Annotated in this window: 19 protein-coding genes; 4 read left to right on the top strand and 15 right to left on the bottom strand. The window is 37.8% G+C overall.

All coding sequences use genetic code 11. The features are described from left to right. Positions 1–153: 153 nt before the first annotated feature. The gene (locus tag P3L56_RS10460; protein ID WP_272685989.1) at positions 154–1044 is read left to right on the top strand and encodes a DMT family transporter; all 891 of its coding nucleotides are present in this window, start codon (positions 154–156) and stop codon (positions 1042–1044) included. Between the two features lie 62 nt (positions 1045–1106). Here the strand turns inward: P3L56_RS10460 and P3L56_RS10455 are convergent, their stop codons facing one another. Continuing rightward, positions 1107–1970 (bottom strand): LysR family transcriptional regulator, encoded by an 864-nt coding sequence (locus P3L56_RS10455; protein WP_166685970.1) that lies wholly within the window; start codon positions 1968–1970, stop codon positions 1107–1109. Positions 1971–2081: 111 nt separating this feature from the next. Here P3L56_RS10455 and P3L56_RS10450 point away from each other — a divergent pair, with 111 nt between their 5' ends. Together P3L56_RS10450 and P3L56_RS10445 are read left to right on the top strand one after the other, a co-directional pair. Further along, the gene (locus P3L56_RS10450; protein ID WP_042843742.1) at positions 2082–2693 is read left to right on the top strand and encodes a GrpB family protein; all 612 of its coding nucleotides are present in this window, start codon (positions 2082–2084) and stop codon (positions 2691–2693) included. A gap of 13 nt (positions 2694–2706) precedes the next feature. After that, entirely contained in the window at positions 2707–3318 is a 612-nt protein-coding gene (locus P3L56_RS10445; RefSeq protein WP_129465932.1) for an FMN-dependent NADH-azoreductase, read from the top strand. 377 nt (positions 3319–3695) lie between these two features. On the opposite strand, the gene P3L56_RS10440 is transcribed toward P3L56_RS10445, so the two are convergent. The 3 genes from P3L56_RS10440 to P3L56_RS10430 all read right to left on the bottom strand — a co-directional run bounded on the left by P3L56_RS10440 (position 3696) and on the right by P3L56_RS10430 (position 6583). Further along, positions 3696–4019 (bottom strand): cupin domain-containing protein, encoded by a 324-nt coding sequence (locus P3L56_RS10440; protein WP_210831904.1) that lies wholly within the window; start codon positions 4017–4019, stop codon positions 3696–3698. A 35-nt stretch (positions 4020–4054) separates the two neighbouring features. Beyond that, a complete protein-coding gene (locus P3L56_RS10435; protein WP_042843744.1) occupies positions 4055–5353 on the bottom strand; it encodes an MFS transporter in 1299 nt (432 codons plus the stop codon). 69 nt (positions 5354–5422) lie between these two features. Beyond that, positions 5423–6583, bottom strand: a complete 1161-nt coding sequence (locus P3L56_RS10430) for a mandelate racemase/muconate lactonizing enzyme family protein (protein WP_042843745.1) — start codon at positions 6581–6583, stop codon at positions 5423–5425. 240 nt (positions 6584–6823) lie between these two features. On the opposite strand from P3L56_RS10430, the gene P3L56_RS10425 reads away from it, so the two are divergent. Beyond that, positions 6824–7552, top strand: a complete 729-nt coding sequence (locus tag P3L56_RS10425; RefSeq protein WP_052219276.1) for a GntR family transcriptional regulator — start codon at positions 6824–6826, stop codon at positions 7550–7552. A 166-nt stretch (positions 7553–7718) separates the two neighbouring features. Here P3L56_RS10425 and P3L56_RS10420 read toward each other — a convergent pair whose 3' ends face one another. The 11 genes from P3L56_RS10420 to P3L56_RS10370 form a co-directional block, all read right to left on the bottom strand. Then, positions 7719–8456 (bottom strand): SDR family oxidoreductase, encoded by a 738-nt coding sequence (locus P3L56_RS10420; protein ID WP_198860635.1) that lies wholly within the window; start codon positions 8454–8456, stop codon positions 7719–7721. Position 8457: 1 nt separating this feature from the next. Beyond that, complete coding sequence (locus tag P3L56_RS10415) at positions 8458–8706, bottom strand: acyl carrier protein (RefSeq protein ID WP_272685990.1); 249 nt, start codon at positions 8704–8706, stop codon at positions 8458–8460. Then, the gene (locus P3L56_RS10410) at positions 8699–9514 is read right to left on the bottom strand and encodes a protein dehydratase (RefSeq protein WP_210856059.1); all 816 of its coding nucleotides are present in this window, start codon (positions 9512–9514) and stop codon (positions 8699–8701) included. The genes P3L56_RS10415 and P3L56_RS10410 overlap by 8 nt, the downstream gene beginning before the upstream one ends. Before the next feature lies 1 nt (position 9515). Then, positions 9516–10754 carry a beta-ketoacyl-[acyl-carrier-protein] synthase family protein gene (locus P3L56_RS10405; protein ID WP_166696730.1) on the bottom strand — a complete coding sequence of 413 codons (1239 nt, stop codon included), beginning with the start codon at positions 10752–10754 and terminating at the stop codon, positions 9516–9518. A gap of 20 nt (positions 10755–10774) precedes the next feature. Beyond that, positions 10775–12148: a TolC family protein gene (locus tag P3L56_RS10400; RefSeq protein WP_272685991.1), complete on the bottom strand. Its 1374-nt coding sequence runs from the start codon at positions 12146–12148 to the stop codon at positions 10775–10777. Beyond that, positions 12145–14088 (bottom strand): ATP-binding cassette domain-containing protein, encoded by a 1944-nt coding sequence (locus P3L56_RS10395; RefSeq protein ID WP_166685963.1) that lies wholly within the window; start codon positions 14086–14088, stop codon positions 12145–12147. The genes P3L56_RS10400 and P3L56_RS10395 overlap by 4 nt, the downstream gene beginning before the upstream one ends. Continuing rightward, positions 14088–15260, bottom strand: a complete 1173-nt coding sequence (locus tag P3L56_RS10390) for an efflux RND transporter periplasmic adaptor subunit (RefSeq protein WP_129465927.1) — start codon at positions 15258–15260, stop codon at positions 14088–14090. Before P3L56_RS10390 ends, P3L56_RS10395 begins: the two co-directional genes overlap by 1 nt. Beyond that, the gene (locus P3L56_RS10385) at positions 15257–17437 is read right to left on the bottom strand and encodes a peptidase domain-containing ABC transporter (protein WP_217008309.1); all 2181 of its coding nucleotides are present in this window, start codon (positions 17435–17437) and stop codon (positions 15257–15259) included. The genes P3L56_RS10390 and P3L56_RS10385 overlap by 4 nt, the downstream gene beginning before the upstream one ends. A gap of 6 nt (positions 17438–17443) precedes the next feature. Continuing rightward, positions 17444–18400 (bottom strand): ABC transporter, encoded by a 957-nt coding sequence (locus tag P3L56_RS10380; protein WP_042843755.1) that lies wholly within the window; start codon positions 18398–18400, stop codon positions 17444–17446. Between the two features lie 2 nt (positions 18401–18402). After that, complete coding sequence (locus P3L56_RS10375) at positions 18403–19083, bottom strand: DsbA family protein (protein WP_272685992.1); 681 nt, start codon at positions 19081–19083, stop codon at positions 18403–18405. 83 nt (positions 19084–19166) lie between these two features. After that, positions 19167–19355 (bottom strand): DUF4762 family protein, encoded by a 189-nt coding sequence (locus tag P3L56_RS10370; RefSeq protein WP_166685961.1) that lies wholly within the window; start codon positions 19353–19355, stop codon positions 19167–19169. Positions 19356–20080 lie beyond the last annotated feature (725 nt).

Here is a 20080-nt window from a genome sequence, read left to right as displayed (position 1 = left end):
GATTTTATAATCAAGTTCAGTAAGTTAAGTTCAATAGCATGATATCACTCTGAATATTAAAAATATTGCTGACTATTTTTAAGATCTAAAAATACCGGCAAGTGAATGAATTTCAGTATATGAAAAAATATTATAAGCAATAAAGAGGAATATATGGGAGTAGACAAACTAAAATCATTAGTTATCACTGGTACTTTTGTTTTACTTTGGGGCAGTGCTGCAATTTTTACTAAGCTAGGAATCGATAATGCTTCTTCTATGATTTTATTAGTATTTAGATTTAGTATCGCACTAATTGTCATTTTGATATTTTGCAGATATAAACAACAATATTTACCTGAAAAAGGAATGATATTACAAACGGCATTGGTAGGAATTATTTTAATCGGTGGCTACTCTATTTGTTATTTTTTATCAATGGAAAATGGTGTTACTCCTGGTCTTATCGCCACTATTATGGGAGTACAACCAATACTTTCACTCTGTATTACAGAACGAAAAATTTATGGCTACAGGTTAGTTGGGTTAATTATGGCGTTATCCGGCCTAATTGTGCTTGTATGGCATAGTTTAATAACTTCCCAGTTACCTATTATGGGCATTGTACTTTCGCTAATGGCACTGTTATTTATGACTATCGGAGCTATTTCACAGCAAAAAATTAAGCAATCTCCATATAGAGTGTTACCGATTCAATACGCTGTCAGTTTGGTACTATGTTTGTTATTCATTCCAATGCAAACTGTACATTTTAATTTTAACTTGAATTTTCTGATATCCATCCTATTTCTAGGTATATTTATTTCCGTTATCGCTCAAATATTACTTTATTATTTATTAAGTAAGGGGAATGTAGTGAATGTAACTAGCTTATTTTATTTTGTTCCGATTGTTACGTCATTGCTTGACTATTGTATTCTTGGGAATAAACCTTCATTATTTGGCATCTTTGGCATGGCTGCAATTATACTGGGGATTATATTGGTTTTCTATAAGCCTAAAAAGGGGGCCCTTAGCCATGTTAACAGTTGGTTAAAAAAGTAGTAAAACATAAAAAATGGAGGCTTCCTTTAACTAACCAAGTATATGTGTTTTATCTTTCAAACTCATTTAGCTACTCTTAGAGTTTGGATTAGGAGATTATAGAGGCTATCAACAGCTTGATCTCCAAGAGACTGATTACTTCTATATGCTGCGACACCCATTGGTTCCAAAGGCCCTAACCCATGCAATGCGCCTAATATTTCCAGATTGGGGGGAACACTACATTGAGTCAGTACAGCAACGGCCAGCCCACTTTCAACAGCAGCAACCTGCCCTGGCAAGCTCGAACTATTATAAACAATTTTATATCTACGCCCCTGTAATGAGAGCGCATTGATGGCGCTTCGTTTTGCCAAGCTGGTGTGCTCATATACCGCGATCGGTAATGGGTCACGTCGCCAAATTTCAAATTGTGAAGAACCGACCCATACCATAGGCTCATAAAATAATAATGCTCCCTGAGTATTATTTTCTCTTGAGACTAAAGCTAAGTCTATTTCACCCTTTTCTACCTTTGGTATCAATGAGGTAGATTGCTCACAGTTAAGCTCTATTTCAACGGAGCTATGGTATGCGGCAAAACGTTTTAATACAGGGGTCAGATATTTTTCAGCATAATCATCTGGAACACCAAGTCTGATTCGCCCTTCTAGCTCACCACCATTAAATGCAATAATAGCTTCATTATGTATATCCAGTATCCGCCTTGCATAACCCAATAATTTTTGACCTTCGTAGGTTAATTGATGTTGCCGAGGATTACGTACTAACAATTGACAACCGAGTGATGACTCAAGCTTTTTTAGTTGCATACTGACTGCAGATTGTGAGCGATGAATCTCCAAAGCAGCAGCAGAGACAGACCCTGTATTTACTACAGCGACAAAACATTTTAACCAGTCAATTTGCAAGTCTGTATATTTCATAACCAATCCATTCGTAAATCGAATTTATAAATTTCGAATTATTCATTTTAATAAAAAAACCATAGACGATATTATTCTTATCGAAGATGAAATTACATTATAAGGTCATATATGGATAACTCAAAACGACAGTATTACAAAAAACACTTAGAACAAATTACTTCTTTTCAAACGAGTAATCCAAATGAAAACCCATGGGTACTAGGAAAACCCAAAACAGAAATAATTGATGTGGTTGATTATGACCCAAACTGGCAGGCGCAATTTAAACAGATTAAACAAAATATACAAAACAAGTTAGGTCATAAGGCGCTTGCTATCGAGCATGTGGGCTCTACCGCAGTTTCAGATCTATCAGCAAAGCCAGTAATTGACATTGATTTAATTGTCAAAAACCCGGAACAAGAACTTAATTATGCTCCTATATTAGAAGAGTTTGGTTTTTTACTAACTGTAAGAGAACCTTCGTGGTACCAACATCGCATGTTTCGCCTTGAACAACCAAGAGTTAATTTACATGTATTCGGGCCTGACTGCCCTGAGCACCTACGTCATATCTTATTTAGAGATTGGTTACGTACACATGCCGATGATAGAAGATTATACGAAGAGGCAAAAAAAATGGCCTCGGTTAAAGTAACCAATGTACAGGTATACAACCAAAACAAAGAAAACGTAATTAAAGAAATATACGACAAGATTATTAAAACAATAAGTGAATAAGCAGAACAATATAATGAAAAAAATTATACTCATTAAATCATCGGTTATGGGAATGCAATCCCATACTAAACGTATGCTTGATTCTTTTGAGCACTCATGGACTGAAAATCATAAGAATACCGCCATTATTCAACGAGATTTAATAGCATCTCCTCTACCAATTATGGATGAAGATATTTTTTCTGCGTACTATTCGGTACCAGAGCAGCAACAAAGTGAAAAACAAAAAGAAGCTCTAGCTATATCAGATAAGCTTATTGAAGAACTTAAAATTTCGGAACTAATCGTAATCGCAGCTCCGATGTATAATTTATCAATTCCTAGTCAACTAAAAAACTACTTTGACCTTATTATCAGAGCAGGTTTAACGTTTAATTATGTAAATAACGAACGCATTGGTTTACTTAAAAATAAGAAAGCTTTAATTTTAACAAGTCAAGGTGGATTAAAAAATGCTAATAAATCTGATTATTTTGTTGATTATCTAAGGGATATACTCAGTTTTGTTGGAATTGAGCACACCACTTTTATTGGTGTTGAAGGTATTGCTATGGACACAAGCCGTATTGAGTTAGAGCATATTAATGCTGAAACTCAAATGAAAAATTTCATTAACAATTACTAAATAGCTAGTCTTGAGTAAGAAGAACTGTGCTTAATGGTATAAAATGAGATATAAATAACACTAAAAAATCATAATTAACTTAATTAAATTAGAGTCTATTTTTCATAACGCATGAATAAACCTTACGTAAAAACTTTTATTTACCTTAAGGTTGTTAAAGAAAAATACTCTAATTTAAATTTAGGCCACATTCTATTTATATGTTTTTGCAAAAAAAAACTGAGGTTAAGAAAAAACAAGTGGTTGGTAAAATTCACCTCAAACACCATATGCTTACTATAATACAAAAAATTTAATAATGTTTTTATAATAAAACGGCCAGCATAATGCGGGCCGCTTTATTTATCGGCGATATAATATAAAAGATATTTAGCTAATTAATTGATAAAATCTTCTCTCATAGGAACAAAGATATCTAATATTTCACCATCCAATAAACATTCACATTGGTGTTCTTCATTTGAAGGTACATATATAACATCACCACTGCTTACTACTTTAACTATTGCCCCTACGCGATAGTTAAATGAGCCAGATAAAATATAATTCATTTGTTCATGTTGATGTTGGTGTAACTCACCTAATGTTCCTGTAGCTAAGGATATTTTTGCTATCATCATATTTTTACTACCTAAAAATATTTTCCTTAACGTACCCGGAGCAATATTTTTCGCCATGATGTCTTTATCAAAAATAAACATGTTTTATATATCCAAATAATAATTATAATTTAGAGTTAATTAGTTTGTTCGATTTCATGATCTGCTGGCACAATTGGCTTAATATCTCTTAACATAACCAAATAGACTAAAGCACCGATAGCGCAAGCAATCCCTGATACGATTAATGCCCAAATAAATGACCCTGTAGCAGCAATAATATAACCCGTTACGATAGGCCCTAATATTCCACCACAATTTGATACCGCACTTTGCATTCCACCGAGTACCGAAGTCATATTACGAGGTGCAACATCTCCTGGTAGTGACCAAATCGCGGATGCAGCAAATGCAAGGGCTGCATAAGATAAACATAATAATGCCATCATCAGTGTTGTAGACTCTACGAGACCGGAGAATGCAATACTGGTTGCAATTAACATTCCGCCGACAATAGGTATTTTACGTGCAAGACTGACGTTATTATATTTAATAAATAAATAATCTGTTGTCCACCCACCTAACCATTGCCCAGCGATACCACAAAGAGGTGGCAACATCGCGGCAAAGCCCATTTCTTCTAAACTCATTCCCCTTTCCATCATTAAATAAGCAGGGAACCATGTAATAAAGAAATAAATGGCATAGTCCAACATAAAAAACCCAATACACATTGCTTGTACATTGCGATAACGGATTAAGTGGTACCATTTCATTGGCTGAATATTATCAATGCCTTCTTTTTTTACCTGACCTTCGCGAATATAAGCAAGTTCTTCAGGGCTAATCTTAGGATGTTGTTCTGGGTCGTGATAAACTTTAAGCCAAGCAAATACCCAAAGTACACCAAGCGCACCACAAATAATAAATGCAGCTTCCCAGCCCCATTTTGCAATGATCCAAACAACTAACGGCATGGCAAAAGCTGTTCCGAATTTTGAACCACTATCGAATAATGCTGTAATGCGGCCACGTTCTCTGTCTGGAAACCATTTTGCCGCAATACCGCTATTACATGGGTAAGCCCCTGCTTCCCCCATCCCCATTAAAATACGAGTAGAAATAAAACTCAGCGGTGTTTTTGCTAACGCAGTTGCAGCTGTAGCTAGAGACCACCACAAGACTGACCCTGCTAACGTTTTTCTTTGGCCATATTTATCTGCAATAAACCCCGCAGGTATTTGGCAAAGTGCATAGCTAAGAAAGAATGCAGACATAATCCAGCCCATCATTTCAGGCGAAATCTGTAACTCTTCTGAAATAGTTGGCGCAGCTGCCGACATTACTGTTCTGTCTAGATAATTAATGACAATAGCAAGAGTCATTAATATCGCTATCGAAAATCTGACTTTAGTACCCTTATTCTTATATGCCATAATAACCAAACCTTTTTAAAAGAATGGAAAGCCAGGCAAATATTATGACTACCTGGCTTATAATATAAGTTACTTAAATAAACGTTCTGGATTTATTGTAAACTTAGCTAATTTATCTACATCAAGCTCAATACCAAGCCCTGGTTTATTCGGAATAGTGAGATACCCCTCCTCGTCAACTTTAAATGGAGTTTTAACAATGCCATCGATATATTGGCTACCGCCAATAAACTCAACAAAATCAACTTGAGGGAAAGCGGCCGCCATTTGCAGGTCGGCAGCCAGCCCCATCGCTGTATTCCATCCATGCCCAACATATTTAACGCCAAATTCATCGGCTAACCATGCAATCCGGCGCTGCTCAGAAATACCGCCAACTTTTGTCACATCGGGTTGTACAATGTCAAAAGCGCCTTGGGATAACCAAGGTAAAAATGCTTGGCGACGAGTTAGCACTTCACCACCGGCTATTGGTACTGGGCTTTCTTTACGTAACACTTTAAAATCTTCGATATCATCAGGTCGCAAGGCTTCCTCAAACCAACCCACTTGATATTCAGCCAACATATGAGCTGTTTGAATAGCCCATTTCAACCCATTTGGCCAGTAAGCATCACTTGCTCCTGCATCAATAAATAGCTGGGAATCTTGCCCTGCCGCATCCCTTGCAGACTCTACTATTGCACGGTCTAATTGATGATCATTACGACGACCAAATGGACCCCAACCAATTTTAAATGCCTTAAATCCAAGTGCTTTATACTCAGAAATAACCTGATGCATGGTCTCTGGCTCTTCCATAAGCAAAGAGCAGTATGGTTGTACCTTGGTACGGTAGTTCCCGCCTAACAATGTGCTTACAGGTAGCCCAGTTGCTTTCCCTAAAATATCCCATAGGGCAATATCAATCCCACTGATGGTGTGCGTTAATGTTCCCCCACGCCCCATCCAAAAAGTATTTTGTCTTAATTTTTCAGAGACACGCTCTGGTTGCAGTGCGCTTTCACCAATACATAATGATGCCAAAATGGGAATGGCTGCCTCTACAAGTCGTCCATCGGTAAACACGCTGCCGTACCCTGTAATACCTGCGTCCGTATGTATTGCCACAATGGCATGAATAGGATCTTCAGGTTTTATTTCATTCGACCACCCCCCTTTAGGGCTCTCGCCAAATAATGGCACAGCAACAATTTCGGTAATTTTTATATCTTCCAACAGATTTAACATGGTTTTTCCTTCTTTAAGCAGAACTGATTTTCAATGCATTAAACATGATTGTATAATTGTATACAATATTCAATAGAGTAAATTGTGATCTAAATCTGGTTTGTAAACCCACCAGCACATAGGTAATTTTTTGTTTTTTAGTGGTCTATTATTTGATGATGTGGTAATTTTGTTGGATAGGATTTAACATAAAGAAGATAATTAATCTTTTGATTAATAAAAATTTTATAGGCTTTCACTATGATTGACGAAAACAAAAATCGCCCTTTTGATACGCCTTCAAAAGACGATTATTGGCAACCGATTAAAGCAAGAACACTAACCGATGATGTTGTAGATAAAATTGTTGAGGCAGCAACTCGAGGTTATATTCTCCCCGGCGATCGAATTGTCGAAAAAGAAATCGCAGAAAAAATGAATGTTAGCCGGGTCCCTGTAAGGGAAGCTCTACGCATTCTCGAAAGCCAATGCATCGTTATCAATGAACCATTTAAAGGCATTCGCATGGCTCCAGTTTCTGAGGAACGCCTTGATGAACTTATTGAAGTTCGTGTTTTACTCGAATTACACGTCATAAGAAAATTCATTACTGGGAAAAAGCATCTCGATAATCAATGCATTGAAAAACTAAAAGAGTGCATTGATAAAATGACAATGGCGGCAAAATTAGAAGATAGTTATTTATTTTCCCTTAGTGATGTCAATTTTCACCGTACTCTTTGTGAATTGAGTGGCAATAAAACACTCACCTCGTTATGGGAAAACGTATCAAAACAATTAACGATTATCATTGGAATATCAACTTTTACTAAACCAATGGAAGAAATCATCCAGGAACATAAAGTCTTGCTTGATAAAATATGTGCGGGTGATTTGCCTGTTTTAGAAAAAGAAATCAAAGAACATATTCGTAACCAAAACAAAAAGATTAACTTTAATTTAGCCGTTGATAAAAAAAGAGATAAATAATTTTAATAAAAATATATTAGAATATTTTTTCAATCCAAATATAGGGTTATAAATTACCATCTTTTTAAACAATGTAGACAATAAGTTAACTTGCCTACATTGAATGCTGCCATATATACGATCCAAAAAGCGGTAAATTAATTATAAGTGAAATAAATTTCAAATTTTAAGCCGTAAAACCACCGTCCAATACAAGGGTTTGCCCTGTAAGGTATTGGCTATTATCACTGATTAAAAACTCAACCGCTTTAGCCACTTCGTCTGGTTGACCAAGGCGACGTAATGGAATATTTTTTAGGATTGCTTTCAGTTTTGCATCAGGGATCGCGTTAGTCATATCACTTTCAATCAAACCTGGTGCTACACAATTTACCCGGACCCCAAACCGGCCTACCTCATGTGCTAAAGAACGCGCAATACCAAACATTGCGGCCTTACTAGCCGCATAAGCCGTTTGCCCGATATTACCTTTTAGCCCAGTCACAGAAGACATCAACACAATAGAGCCATGCCCATCAAGTAACATGGCAGGAACAAGGTGCCGGTTCCAGTTAATGATTGAAATAAGGTTATTATCCATAACATCTTGCCAAATAGCGGCATCTTGATGAATATGAAGAGCATCCCTAGTAATACCAGCATTATGAATGATGGCGCTTGGAGGGCCTAGTGACTCAAGTAACATTAGCGCAAGCTCTTGAACTTGTTGTTCATTTTTCCCATCGCAGGCGTAACCTTTAACCCATAAATCTGAAGGGTTATTCTCTACGATGTTCAACGTCTCAGCCAAGCCTTCTTCACTTCGGCCTGTAAATACAATATTCCAATTTTTATGTAACTCTATTACGAGTGATTGGCCTATCCCACGGCTACCACCTGTAATTAAAATCCATTTAGTAGACATATTATGAGCTAGACTCCTTGCTAATATACTCAATTAATTCCTTGATGGTCATCGTTGAATTTTCGATGAAAAAATAGGCAGTGAGTGCAACGTTATATTCACGTTTAACTAAAACCATCAACTCAACATAATCTAAACTATCAAATTTAATTTGATCGAGTGTTTGGTTAGCGTCAATGTCTTCATCTAAATCTTTTGCATCACAGATCATTTCATTAATTTTAAGATAAATTGTTTGATAATCACTCATTAGTCATCCCTTCATTTAAGTTATTGGTTGAACTTATTTTCAATGTAATCGCACTCGTTATAAATTTACGTTGGTATTCAGCCACCAGCGATAGACAAACCAACAGACCAGAATCAATAGTCCCTGTTACAATCGCTGGCTGAATATCAATATTAAGAGCCATAGTCTTGTCTTCCAGCATTTGTGGTTGTAAAAGCGTAGGATCAAACCGCAGCTCTTGGTGTGTTTGCACAACGAAGTAATCAGAAAAAAGGGTTTTAAATGTGGTGTCTTTAGGTAACCAAACCGCAATATTCTCCTGTTGAAAAAGTGTTTGGTCCTCAATAAGGTATTGAAAAAGTACCGCATCTAAAAACATCCACAATGGCAGCTGTTGAAAATGGGTATCAAACAACTCCTGCTTTTTTACCAGTTCAATTGCATTGATTTTCTTTGCATTTTTAATTGAATAAACCTCAGTTTTTTCTGTGATTGATAAATTACAGGTTATGCATTTTTGGTCATCTGCCGTTAAAATCGCTGAAGTCCCCACTTTACTCCCTGCAACTAACGAGTATTCAATATTGTTCCATAATGGTTGGCGAATTCGGACCACACACTTAACATCACTATTCGCATCAATCTCACTGACAGAAACTTGTTGGCTTGAAAAATGCTTTATATCTAATAATGCACGCATGCCATGTACACTAAGACGCTCCCCTCCGTTAGCTTGAACCCAAGGTAAATCAAAGTGGACCGGGTTATAATCCCCTGAAAATTCTGCCCAACTGTGGGCGTCTTGTAGGCTATAACACAAGGTTTTCATTTTATTTTTCCAAAACAAGTGCGGCATTTGCGCCACCGAATCCAAAACTTAGATTCAACGTTGTTGATACTGTCCCTTCACGATGTTCATTCGGGATATAATCAAGGTCACAATGGGGATCTGGGTTATTTAAATTAATTGTTGCCGGCATCACCCCTGTTTGCATGCTTTTCAAGCAAACAATGGCTTCAAAACTGCCTGCCGCAGCAATCAAATGCCCTGAATAGGATTTGGTACTTGAAATAGGGATTTTATATGCTGCAGATCCTAGAGCCCTCTTCAATGATTCAGTTTCATTTAAATCATTAAGCTGAGTTGATGTACCATGGGCATTAATATAATCGAGCTGTTCTGGGGTAATATTGGCTTGTTTTAACGCTGTTAGAATCGTTTGAGTACGCGCAACACAGTCATCCGCGGGTGACGTAAAATCAAAAGCATCAGAAAAATTCGCATAGCCCGTAATTTCGCCGAGAATGGTTGCACCCCGAGCCAAAGCACTTTCCCGCTCTTCAAGGCATAGTACTGCCGCGCCTTCTGAAAGCACAAACCCACTACGGTCTGCACTAAATGGGCAACTAGCTCGTTCGATATTTTCTGATTCATGGGATAGTGCGCCTAAAATATCAATATTCCACACAGCACAATTACTGCGTAGTGACTCTCCTGCGCCTGCTAGCATCATAGAAGCCTTACCACTTCGAATAACTTCAAATGCATCACCAATGGCAATCGTTCCTGTAGCACAAGCGGCAATAGAGGTATTTTGATAGCCTCGTAAATTCCAATATTGGCTACAAGCTGCCGTCGTTACATTAGGCATTGAAAAAAAACAGTTAAATGGGGATGTCATGCCTGTCTTATTAAACTCATCAATGGACAGGTAACTTTCATCTAACCCAGCCCATCCCGTCCCCATAATGACACCGCAGGATAACGGGTCATAGTGCTCACTAGGTTCACTCTGACCAAAAGCCATTTGCATGGCTTCGCGTGCTGCTGCCATTGTTAAACGCGCATAGCGAGGCAGGCGCCGACGAATAGCAGCGGGTATACCTTTCATACTAGGCTCTTTATCAATTAAGCCTAAGAAATGACTAGAAATATTACTTTCTGTTTTATCAACATACTGATAGCCTATTTTCTTATCCATTATGGCTTGCCAACATTCAGTTACCGTCTCACCTAATGGTGTAACAGCGCCATATCCCGTAACGACAACACGCTTAAATTGTGACATTGGCTTGATATCCTCTCATATTAATTCTCACCACCCTGGGCTAACCAAAGCTGTAACGTGGCATATAAATAATCGTATTGGTTTTGTGCTAATGAATTTTCGATGGACAACAAATCATCTTGAGCCGTTAACAAAGTTTGGTAATTAACAGCGCCTGCTTGATAGCGGTTTGTGGTCAGTGCTAAGCGCTGCTGGCCGAGTGATAATGCCTCGAAAAGCTGTGATTTTTGAGTCTCAGCCATTGTTCGAGCATTAATGGCATTATTAACCTCCATAATGGCGTTATAGGCGCTATTACGAAATTCGATTGCCGTTTGCTGCACTTGCAAATCTGATTGCTCGATTGTCAACCGCACGGTATTCCATTGAATAAAAGGTAATGAAACGGCACTACCAACTACCCGAGTTGGGTCGCTGAACCATTGGCTAAACAATTGGCTCCCTGCATTCAGTGCAGCTTGCAGTGATAAGGTTGGATAAAAACTGAGCCTAGCCACATCTGAGTTGGCGAGCATAGAACGTAACCTTGATTCGATGGCACGCACATCCGGTCGGGTCGAGATCACACTTAACGGTGCTGAATACTCAACAAGCACATTTTGACGAAGATTAATCGGTTTAATATCAATAGATTCAGGCAATACCGTACTGTTAAGCAATAAGGTCAATGAATTCTTTGTATTCTGTTGTTGATTTATAAGTTGCTCTAACTCATTTTGCCGGTTAATTACAGTTTGTTTCGCATGCAATACATCCAACTGTCCGACTTTCCCAGCGTGGTACCAAGATTCTGTTTGTGCTAATATTTTTTCAGCAATCATCTTTCCCGCTATTTGGTTATCAATTTGCCGGTTGAGTAAGGCGATACGCCAATAAAGTTGAGAGGTGGTATTGATTAGCGTTAGTCTTGTCGCTTGGTAATCATATTCACTAGCAACGGCTTCCCATTCATCCTTTTCACGTATACGTGCAAGCTTCCCCCACAAATCTAATTCATAATTCAATGAAAGCCCTGAGCTATAATTTTCTTGTGGGCGGCTACCATGCTTAATAGATTTGGTATTTGAAGCACTGCCTGTAAATGAAAAATCAGGGGTAAGATTGGTATTTGTTAACCCTGCACTGGCACGCGCCAATTTCAATTTAATGCCTGCTAATGCCAAATCATTATTACTTTCCAATACTAACGTAATAAGTTTCATTAATGCTGGGTCATGAAAATTAAGTAATTGAGTCTGGCTATTAAGAGGCTTTTGCGAGCTAATTATCCGTACATTTTGTTGCCACTGGTCTGGCAGGTCCAATTGAGGACGCTGATATTCAGTCCGCATTAAGCTACCGCATCCTGTCAGTAGAAATATTACGCCATAGCCAATAGCCTTGATTATTTTCATTCTCTGGCCAATGCCTCAGTTGGGTTAAGCTTCGCGGCTCTGTATGCGGGAAAATATCCAAACATAAAACCGATTAAAACGGAAAAACCGCAAGCAAATAAGATTGGCGTGAGCGTAAAAACCATCCGAAATTCAACAGCTAAATAAGAAAAAACCGCACCACTCGCTAATGCTCCAGCAATACCAATTACTCCCCCTAACAAACAAATCATGACAGCTTCAATTAAGAATTGAGTCATAATGTCGGAAGGTCTCGCACCAACGGATAAACGGATGCCAATTTCATGTGTACGCTCGGTAACTGAAACCAGCATAATGTTCATCACACCGACGCCTCCAACTAAAAGAGATATCGCCGCAATCGAGGTGATCAACAATGACATTGAATCTGATGTTTTTTGCAAGGTCATCGCAATTTGGTCGTCCGACTCAATGAAAAAATCTTTTGTGCCGTGGGTTTTCATTAAATGGGATTCAACTAGAGAGGTCGCTTGTTTAAGATCTAGCGTATCCACAAAATTAACCGAAATGGCTTCGAAGGGCTTATCACCGGTTATTCGTTGTGAAACGGCGGTATAAGGTGCCCAGCCAATCATAAAATTATTGGTCATTTTTGGGCCTGCTTTTTTCGCTATACCGATGATACGCCAAGGTGTCCCATTAATTTGAACCAATTGGTTTAATGGTTCCTCATTTGGACCGAACAAAATATGACGGCTATTATCATCTAAAATAAAAACAGGTTCTTTATTGACGATGTCTAACTGATGGAAGCTATCCCCTTGTATAATGGTGATCCCTTGTCCGGTTATATAGGAATCGGATACTCCATTTAACATAATAGATGAATCTAGCCCTTTATAAATAATAGTAGGGACACTTGTAATAACGGGTGAGACCGTAGTAACCCATGGAAGTGTCGCAAGACTGTTGACATCATCTAAAGAAAGCGCCCTTTCTAAATCAGGGCGTTTACTCCCCCAGCCTAAGCCAGGGCGGAGCTCTAACGTCGTTTTACCCAACTTACCAATTTCTTCTATAATGGTACGTTTAGCGCCTTCGCCAACAGCAACAGAAGAAACGACCGAGGATATGCCGATAATAATGCCTAACATAGACAAAAATGCCCGCATCCTATGCCCTAATAAGGCACGAAAAGCCATGCGTACTGACTCTAAACCTCTACGCCATAATGAAGCGCGCCCATTGCTGTTAACAACTGGTAAACACGGGGAAATTGCCTCATCTTTCAGCACATTATTCGCATTGTCAGAAATAATTTCCCCATCGCTAATTTCGATGATCCGCTGAGTCTGTTGGGCTATATTTCGGTCGTGTGTGACAATAATAACGGTATGTCCCGCTTGATGAAGCTGATGAAGTACACTCATCAACGCTTTACCACTAGTACTATCTAAAGCCCCTGTGGGTTCATCCGCCAAAATGACTTTTGCGCCATTGACCAGTGCTCGACAAACACTTACGCGTTGTTGTTGCCCCCCCGACAATTGAAACGGTTTATGCGCTAACCGCGTTTCTATTCCCAGTTGCTGGGCTAATAACTGTATGCGTGATTGGCGTTCTTGTTCTGGCATCGCAGTATATAATGCAGGAATAGCAATATTTTCTTCAGCCGTTAAGTACGGCATCAAATGATAGCGCTGAAATATAAAGCCTAAATATTGACTGCGCAGTTCAGCGAGCTTTTCGCTATCCGCCGAGTGCACTGCAATACCATTAATATAAATTTCCCCGCGTGTTGGTTTATCCAAACAGCCGAGAATATTCATTAGTGTGGACTTTCCGGAACCTGACGCACCAACAATCGCTAACATTTCGCCTTGGTTAATAGAAAACGATATATCCTTCAGTACCTGAATTCTCTGAGTGCCGGCAAGAAACTCACGATAAATATTTTTTACAGTGATCATAGGAGCCATTAGCTTACTCCTATATTATTTGAAACAATAACCTGCTCACCCTCTTCAAGACCCTGAATAATTTGAACAAAATGGCGATCGGTGATCCCAACAACAACCGTTTTAGTCTCGGGTTGATTACCATTAAGTACCGTGATTTCATATTCATTGGCGGCAATTGAACGACCTAAAGCATTAACCGGTATACGCACAACCCCTTTAACCTGAGCAACACGAATAAATACTTGTGCTGTCATAGACGTTTTTAATTCGCGATTTTTATTATCAACTTCAAAGGTCCCTGAGTAATATACGGCATTATTCTGTTGGTTATTTGCGCTTGCCATATTCCGTTCTTCTAAAGCTTCTTGAGGCACTGGTTGAACATACCCCATCGTTCCCTCATAACGTTTATCTGGGTCTGCAAGCACATAAAAATATAACGGTTGACCTGAATGTACGGATTGAATATCTGCTTCTGAAATACGCGTTTGAATTTGCATTTTATCCAGATTAGCTAATACCAAAATCGTTGGAGCCGTTTGGGAAGATACTATCGTTTGCCCTTCATTTGCGACAATCCCTAATACTTCCCCAGCAATTGGCGCTAAAATTTGTGTGTAACTTAAATTTGCATTTGCTGTTTCAACTTCCATTTCTGATTGAACAATTAATGCTTCATTCATTTTGACTTGATACTGCTGCGCTTCATATTGTGCTTGTGCTTGTTCATAATCACTGTCGATGCCAGAACCGTCTTTACGTAATTTTTTTTGTCGTTCAAAGGCTTTTCGATATTGAACTAATATAGCTTCTGAAGACGCTTTTTGGGCTCTAACACTCGATAACTTGGCTATTGCATTACGTAAATCAGATTTTTGAATGGCGGGGTCAATCTCAGCAAGTATTTGCCCTTTGAAGACTTTATCTCCCTGTTTAGCATACAAATACTTTATCTGCCCATTAACCTGAGCACCTACATTCACCTGTACAGAAGGCTTTAACGTCCCGGTTACCATAATGATTTTTTCGATATCACCACGGTCGGCTGTTATCACCGTCATTTCTTGAGCAATATTCGACTCAGTGCGTGTTGTAGCGAAATACACGATAGCAAATAGTGCAGCGGTAATACCGAGCACGATCAGTAGGTTGGAACCCCGTAATTTAAATCGCTGAGCCCACTGTTTCATGGCACTGACTCAGCGAATAAAAGTGGATTGTTCAACTGAGCTTCCTGCTGACCACGGTTGTTATCAATAGTCTTTGTTAGCTCACCATCAATGATTTGATAAACCACATCAAACCTTGAAGTTATCTTATCACTATGTGTCACGACAACTAACGTCTTGCCCATTTCATGGCAATGCTTTTGAATAGCTTGAATAACTTTAGCGGCGGTTTCTTCATCTAGATTAGCGGTTGGCTCATCAAGTAATAATATCGGCCTAGTGCTATACATAGAGCGAGCTAATAATAAACGCTGCCGTTGGCCTAAAGATAAAGCGCTATGGCTCTCGCGAATAAGGGCATTTATTCCCCCAGGGAGGTTATTAACCACTGAATCTAATACTAGGCTTTTTAACAGTTTATTAATGATTTTTTGTTCTTTTTCCTGAATATTCGGTGCAAACAGTGTGATGTTTTCCCAAACTGAGGTATTAAATAAAATATCTTCTTGGCTTTGTAAACACACTAACTGCGCCAATTGTTGATACACAATCGTATCCCCATCAGAATGACAAAGGCCATGTTGATATGGAATTAACCCTGCAATCACACGCAATAGTGTGCTTTTCCCGGCGCCAGACTCCCCGACGATAGCTATTTGAGCGCCTGTAGGTAAATCCAAAGAAACATTTTTTAAAATTTGCTTGGCCGGATCATAACTAAAATCAATATGTTCAAATGTTAAATTCGGAGCGCCACCAAGGTGCGACTTAGCGTGGAAATTCGCTACCGCAGGTTCAATTCGCTCTGGAAATAAGCTATTCGCACGTGTATCAATAATATGTAATTGAGATTTATGAATAATCGAATAAAAAATTCGGGTAATATAGGAAGTAAAAATTTGGCGAATAAAGCTATAAGCAAAAAAATCACCAAGGGATATCATTTTACTGGCGACCATTGGGAGTATGACTAACATAAATACCACCATTTCTAGGCTACCGGTCAATTGGTAAAGAGTCCCTTTAACTTGCTCATAAACATTTCTTTTTTGAATACAAGTGAATAAATCCCGACTTAACCATGCAAATTGTATTTTACGTTGCTCTTCCAATCCCCCTGCTTTAATAGTCAGTATCCCTTGAAGGGTTTCCATGAAAAAATCATTCAATGAAGCTGTTTTTAATTGCAATTGTTGGGTATACCAGCGGTCACGAATAATAGCCCAAACACTGATTAACCCCATCACAGTTACACCAACAGATGAAATTGCAGCTAACACAGGCGCTATCCAAAACATAATTGCCAGCGCAATAATGCCAATAACCCAATCTGTACGTAATTGGTTATCAAGCTCTATTTTCTGTGCCATTGCCGATTGCCAAGCCATAAAACGACTAAAAACATCGCCTGGTGCACGCTTTTCAAAAAAGCGTAATGAATTACTCAGTAATTTAGAGAAACCCACTCCACTATTGACTAATACAAAGTGCTTAATAAACCGTTCAGTTACCGCTCTAACACCAAGAGCCAGTAAAGAGGCAAGTACAAAAGCAACAATAAATAACCCATAGGGGAAATCCGCATTTTCAATATCAGAAAATGCTTTATTAACAGCATTACTTACCATTATTGGCATAATAAATAATGTTAAACCAACTAAAAAAGTCAGTAGCATTAACCAATAAATTCCCGAAATAGCACTGGTTTCTTTTAAACTCATTATCCCCAAAGGGCGTTTTTGAATTGTTTGTTGCTCTTTGCCGCCTACCGTATTTGCCTCATCTGATTGGCTTTGGTTATTCGGGTCTAAAATAAGTGCATAACCACTAATTTCTAGCTTTAACGCTGAATACGGTAACCATTGCTGACCAATCGCTGGATTGATCACACAGACATTATTCCCTTTCCGATAAGCTAAAATAACAAAATGGTTAGCGCCATAATGCAAAATTGCAGGAAGCGGAATACTTTTTAGCTCATCATGTTCAAAAAGAACGGGAGCAGTTGCAATACCGAAGTCTTTAAGTATTGTCGAAAGTTCTAACAAAGAAGTGCCATGATCTGTCGCAGGATAGCGTTCACGCAGAGTATCAAGTGAAACAGTAACACCTTGCGTATGGGCTAACATAGAAATACATGCTAAACCACATTCATTCGTTTCTTCTTGATAAACAGTATTAGGGATAATCTTGTTCATAAGAGGTCAATGATTAATAAAATAAAGTGAATGGCTATGCCACAAAAGCCAATCATTAGGGTAATCTCGAATCGTTTTTTCAATAATGATTGGCAATTGCTTAGCAATATCTGTTGCGTGCACAGGAGGATAAATATTGATTTGTATTCCATTTTTGCAATATAAGTTATAGAAAACGACTTGCGCTGAAATCACTTTGGATAACCGAACAACACCACTATGTAATTTCGCTGGACGATTAAATAAACGGCAAGCTAATTTATTATTTATCCCTTCCCCCGTATGAATCGTATAATCTGGGGTAATATCAGGGAAAATAATCATATTTTTCTGTCCTGATGCCGTTTCAGTCATTAATGTCATTAAATTTTTTGCTAATGACTTATCCTCTTGATGTATTGAGCAATAAGATAAATTAATTCCCCCAAGAATACGGGCGGTATCATCAAATTTAGTTTGCTCAGCACTTGAAGACACAATAACCGTCGCATTTTTAGGTGATGTTCCTGCCCCTACGATAGTAGCTAATACATCAGAAACCATATGCAATGGCGCTAGAATAACGGGGACTTGTTGTTCATGCAGAGGCTCAACAATTTGATTAAGTTTGTGTGTACACGCTTCTATTTGTGACATGATTTGTCTGTTTTGCCCCCAAGTTGCGCCCTCTTCTAAAATATACCGGCGTACCGCGATCCATGCGGTATCAATACGCCCTGGTTTATCCATTAAACACTGGTAATTTTGAGTAGCGACCTTAGTTCTATTACGATAATTCCTACCGATAACCCCAAGGCGGCATAATGTATAACTAACTATTAATAATAGTGGTGTAGATATATAACGCAGTAACCACCTAAATAGAGTCACCGCACAGGTATTTAATTTCACAATACCTACAAGTGCTGCGTCAACGACACTTCTAATACCAAAAATTAGCCATACAATAATAAAGCGGCCCACAATTACTCCTGCTTACTCTTTTCTAAAAGTTCTGCCATATACTTAGTAAATTCAGGAAAATCACGGTCTTGATAAACAACATAGCGCTTATTGATAATGAAAGCGGGTGTTGCCGTAATATTGTAGAATTCAGCAATGCTCTCCATATAATCAAGTTTTTCAGCTACAGCTGGGGTATTGCTAATTTCAAGGTACTTTTCAGTATCAACATTATGCTTTTTCAACCATGCCAATAGTTCGACTTGATTTTTAAAATCAACATTATCATTTAAAACAGAATTAAAAATGGCTGAGCGTAAACTAGGCTCAATATTCATTTCTTCTAAAGTCGCAAAAATAGGTGCATAGGCCGCTAGTGGAGTATACTTACTTGCTAAGTGTATTGCTTTGAAATTATCATCATCAGGCAGTTCTTCTGCAAACTTCATGATGGCATCATTATTTATACCGCAGTCATAACATCCATATGACATAACCTCAATAATACTGTTATTTTCTTTTATTGGGCTCGACAATACTTTTTCGGCAGAAATTTCAAAAAATGTTTGCTGACTTTGACTATTATCTTTAAAGGTCTCAAAAATAAAAACATGATAAAACATGACTGTTGTAAGCACAGCAATCATAATGACAAACAAGGTATATATGATAATCGTTAATTTAGATATTTTTCTATTATTCATTACAGTTTTACCATTGGATTGAAAGCAAAGCATGCAAAGAATCCCTCCTCAGCATGCTTTATAATTATTACATAACAACTAGATTATAAAGGGCATTTACCTGTTGCAGGTTGTGCTTTATAACTTACTTCACCGTGCTTATCAGTACATTTTGTGATCTGTTGGCAGGTTGTCAGGCCAGCGCCTACTGTTACAGTATCAAATGATGTTTCACACACTGGCGCTGTTCCACCAATAACTTTTGATGCATCTACTGTATTTAACAATTTCATATAATTTCCTTATTTATTTTTATCTATTAACTATTAGCTATTAGATAAAATCAATTTAAATATTTCGCCTTAATAATTTTGACTAAGTAGCCAATAAGGCGGTTTGGATTATATGCATAACAATAATATAAGTTCAATTTAATGGGTAGCTATTCAATCCTAAACCCTGCCTATATTCATGTTATAATTATCCTTATTAGGGATTAACCAGTTTTTCGGTTATTACTTAACTCCACCCCATCATTTATCACAGATTAAATATTGGAATAATGACAGCATTGGAGTAAAATCAGATAATTGTATTTATTTTTATTTTTCACTAATTTCATGAGTGATATATATAAATATTAACAATTAGAAATATTGTTTTACTGATTTAACACATCTAAAAATTTAAATATTTAGGTCAATACAATCTATTACCCCTCATAAGAGTAATAATTTAAAAAGGAGTATTCTAAGGGTTAATAAAAACACCAGTTAAAATTTCACTTACATACTATCAGATACTTTTCACCAAGTTGTCATATTGATAAACATAACCTTAATAATATTAACTTGCATTAATAACATTAATTACAAAGGTAATTGATTTCATTATTTTCTAATGTGTATAAATAATAATACACTGAAAATTAACATGAGGGAGCCATAAAGACTAATGTTGAAATAGTAAAAAAATGGAGGCAATAAACTGCCTCCTAATTAGCGAATCATGAAAATGA

Source organism: Providencia sp. PROV024, from assembly GCF_032709665.1.
GTDB classification, from domain to species: Bacteria; Pseudomonadota; Gammaproteobacteria; order Enterobacterales; family Enterobacteriaceae; genus Providencia; species Providencia huashanensis.
Note: the sequence above shows the minus strand (reverse complement) of the source record. Positions and strands in the feature narration are given on the sequence as shown.

Excerpts from the sequence above, each read along its gene's own strand:
- P3L56_RS10440 (WP_210831904.1), bottom strand. The coding sequence starts at position 4,019 with ATGTTTATTTTTGATAAAGACATCATGGCGAAAAATATTGCTCCGGGT.
- P3L56_RS10400 (WP_272685991.1), bottom strand. The coding sequence starts at position 12,148 with ATGAAAATAATCAAGGCTATTGGCTATGGCGTAATATTTCTACTGACA.
- P3L56_RS10435 (WP_042843744.1), bottom strand. The coding sequence starts at position 5,353 with ATGGCATATAAGAATAAGGGTACTAAAGTCAGATTTTCGATAGCGATA.
- P3L56_RS10430 (WP_042843745.1), bottom strand. The coding sequence starts at position 6,583 with ATGTTAAATCTGTTGGAAGATATAAAAATTACCGAAATTGTTGCTGTG.
- P3L56_RS10385 (WP_217008309.1), bottom strand. The coding sequence starts at position 17,437 with ATGAACAAGATTATCCCTAATACTGTTTATCAAGAAGAAACGAATGAA.
- P3L56_RS10375 (WP_272685992.1), bottom strand. The coding sequence starts at position 19,083 with ATGAATAATAGAAAAATATCTAAATTAACGATTATCATATATACCTTG.
- P3L56_RS10445 (WP_129465932.1), top strand. The coding sequence starts at position 2,707 with ATGAAAAAAATTATACTCATTAAATCATCGGTTATGGGAATGCAATCC.
- P3L56_RS10370 (WP_166685961.1), bottom strand. The coding sequence starts at position 19,355 with ATGAAATTGTTAAATACAGTAGATGCATCAAAAGTTATTGGTGGAACA.
- P3L56_RS10415 (WP_272685990.1), bottom strand. The coding sequence starts at position 8,706 with ATGAGTGATTATCAAACAATTTATCTTAAAATTAATGAAATGATCTGT.
- P3L56_RS10425 (WP_052219276.1), top strand. The coding sequence starts at position 6,824 with ATGATTGACGAAAACAAAAATCGCCCTTTTGATACGCCTTCAAAAGAC.
- P3L56_RS10395 (WP_166685963.1), bottom strand. The coding sequence starts at position 14,088 with ATGGCTCCTATGATCACTGTAAAAAATATTTATCGTGAGTTTCTTGCC.
- P3L56_RS10405 (WP_166696730.1), bottom strand. The coding sequence starts at position 10,754 with ATGTCACAATTTAAGCGTGTTGTCGTTACGGGATATGGCGCTGTTACA.
- P3L56_RS10410 (WP_210856059.1), bottom strand. The coding sequence starts at position 9,514 with ATGAAAACCTTGTGTTATAGCCTACAAGACGCCCACAGTTGGGCAGAA.
- P3L56_RS10450 (WP_042843742.1), top strand. The coding sequence starts at position 2,082 with ATGGATAACTCAAAACGACAGTATTACAAAAAACACTTAGAACAAATT.
- P3L56_RS10460 (WP_272685989.1), top strand. The coding sequence starts at position 154 with ATGGGAGTAGACAAACTAAAATCATTAGTTATCACTGGTACTTTTGTT.
- P3L56_RS10390 (WP_129465927.1), bottom strand. The coding sequence starts at position 15,260 with ATGAAACAGTGGGCTCAGCGATTTAAATTACGGGGTTCCAACCTACTG.
- P3L56_RS10420 (WP_198860635.1), bottom strand. The coding sequence starts at position 8,456 with ATGTCTACTAAATGGATTTTAATTACAGGTGGTAGCCGTGGGATAGGC.
- P3L56_RS10455 (WP_166685970.1), bottom strand. The coding sequence starts at position 1,970 with ATGAAATATACAGACTTGCAAATTGACTGGTTAAAATGTTTTGTCGCT.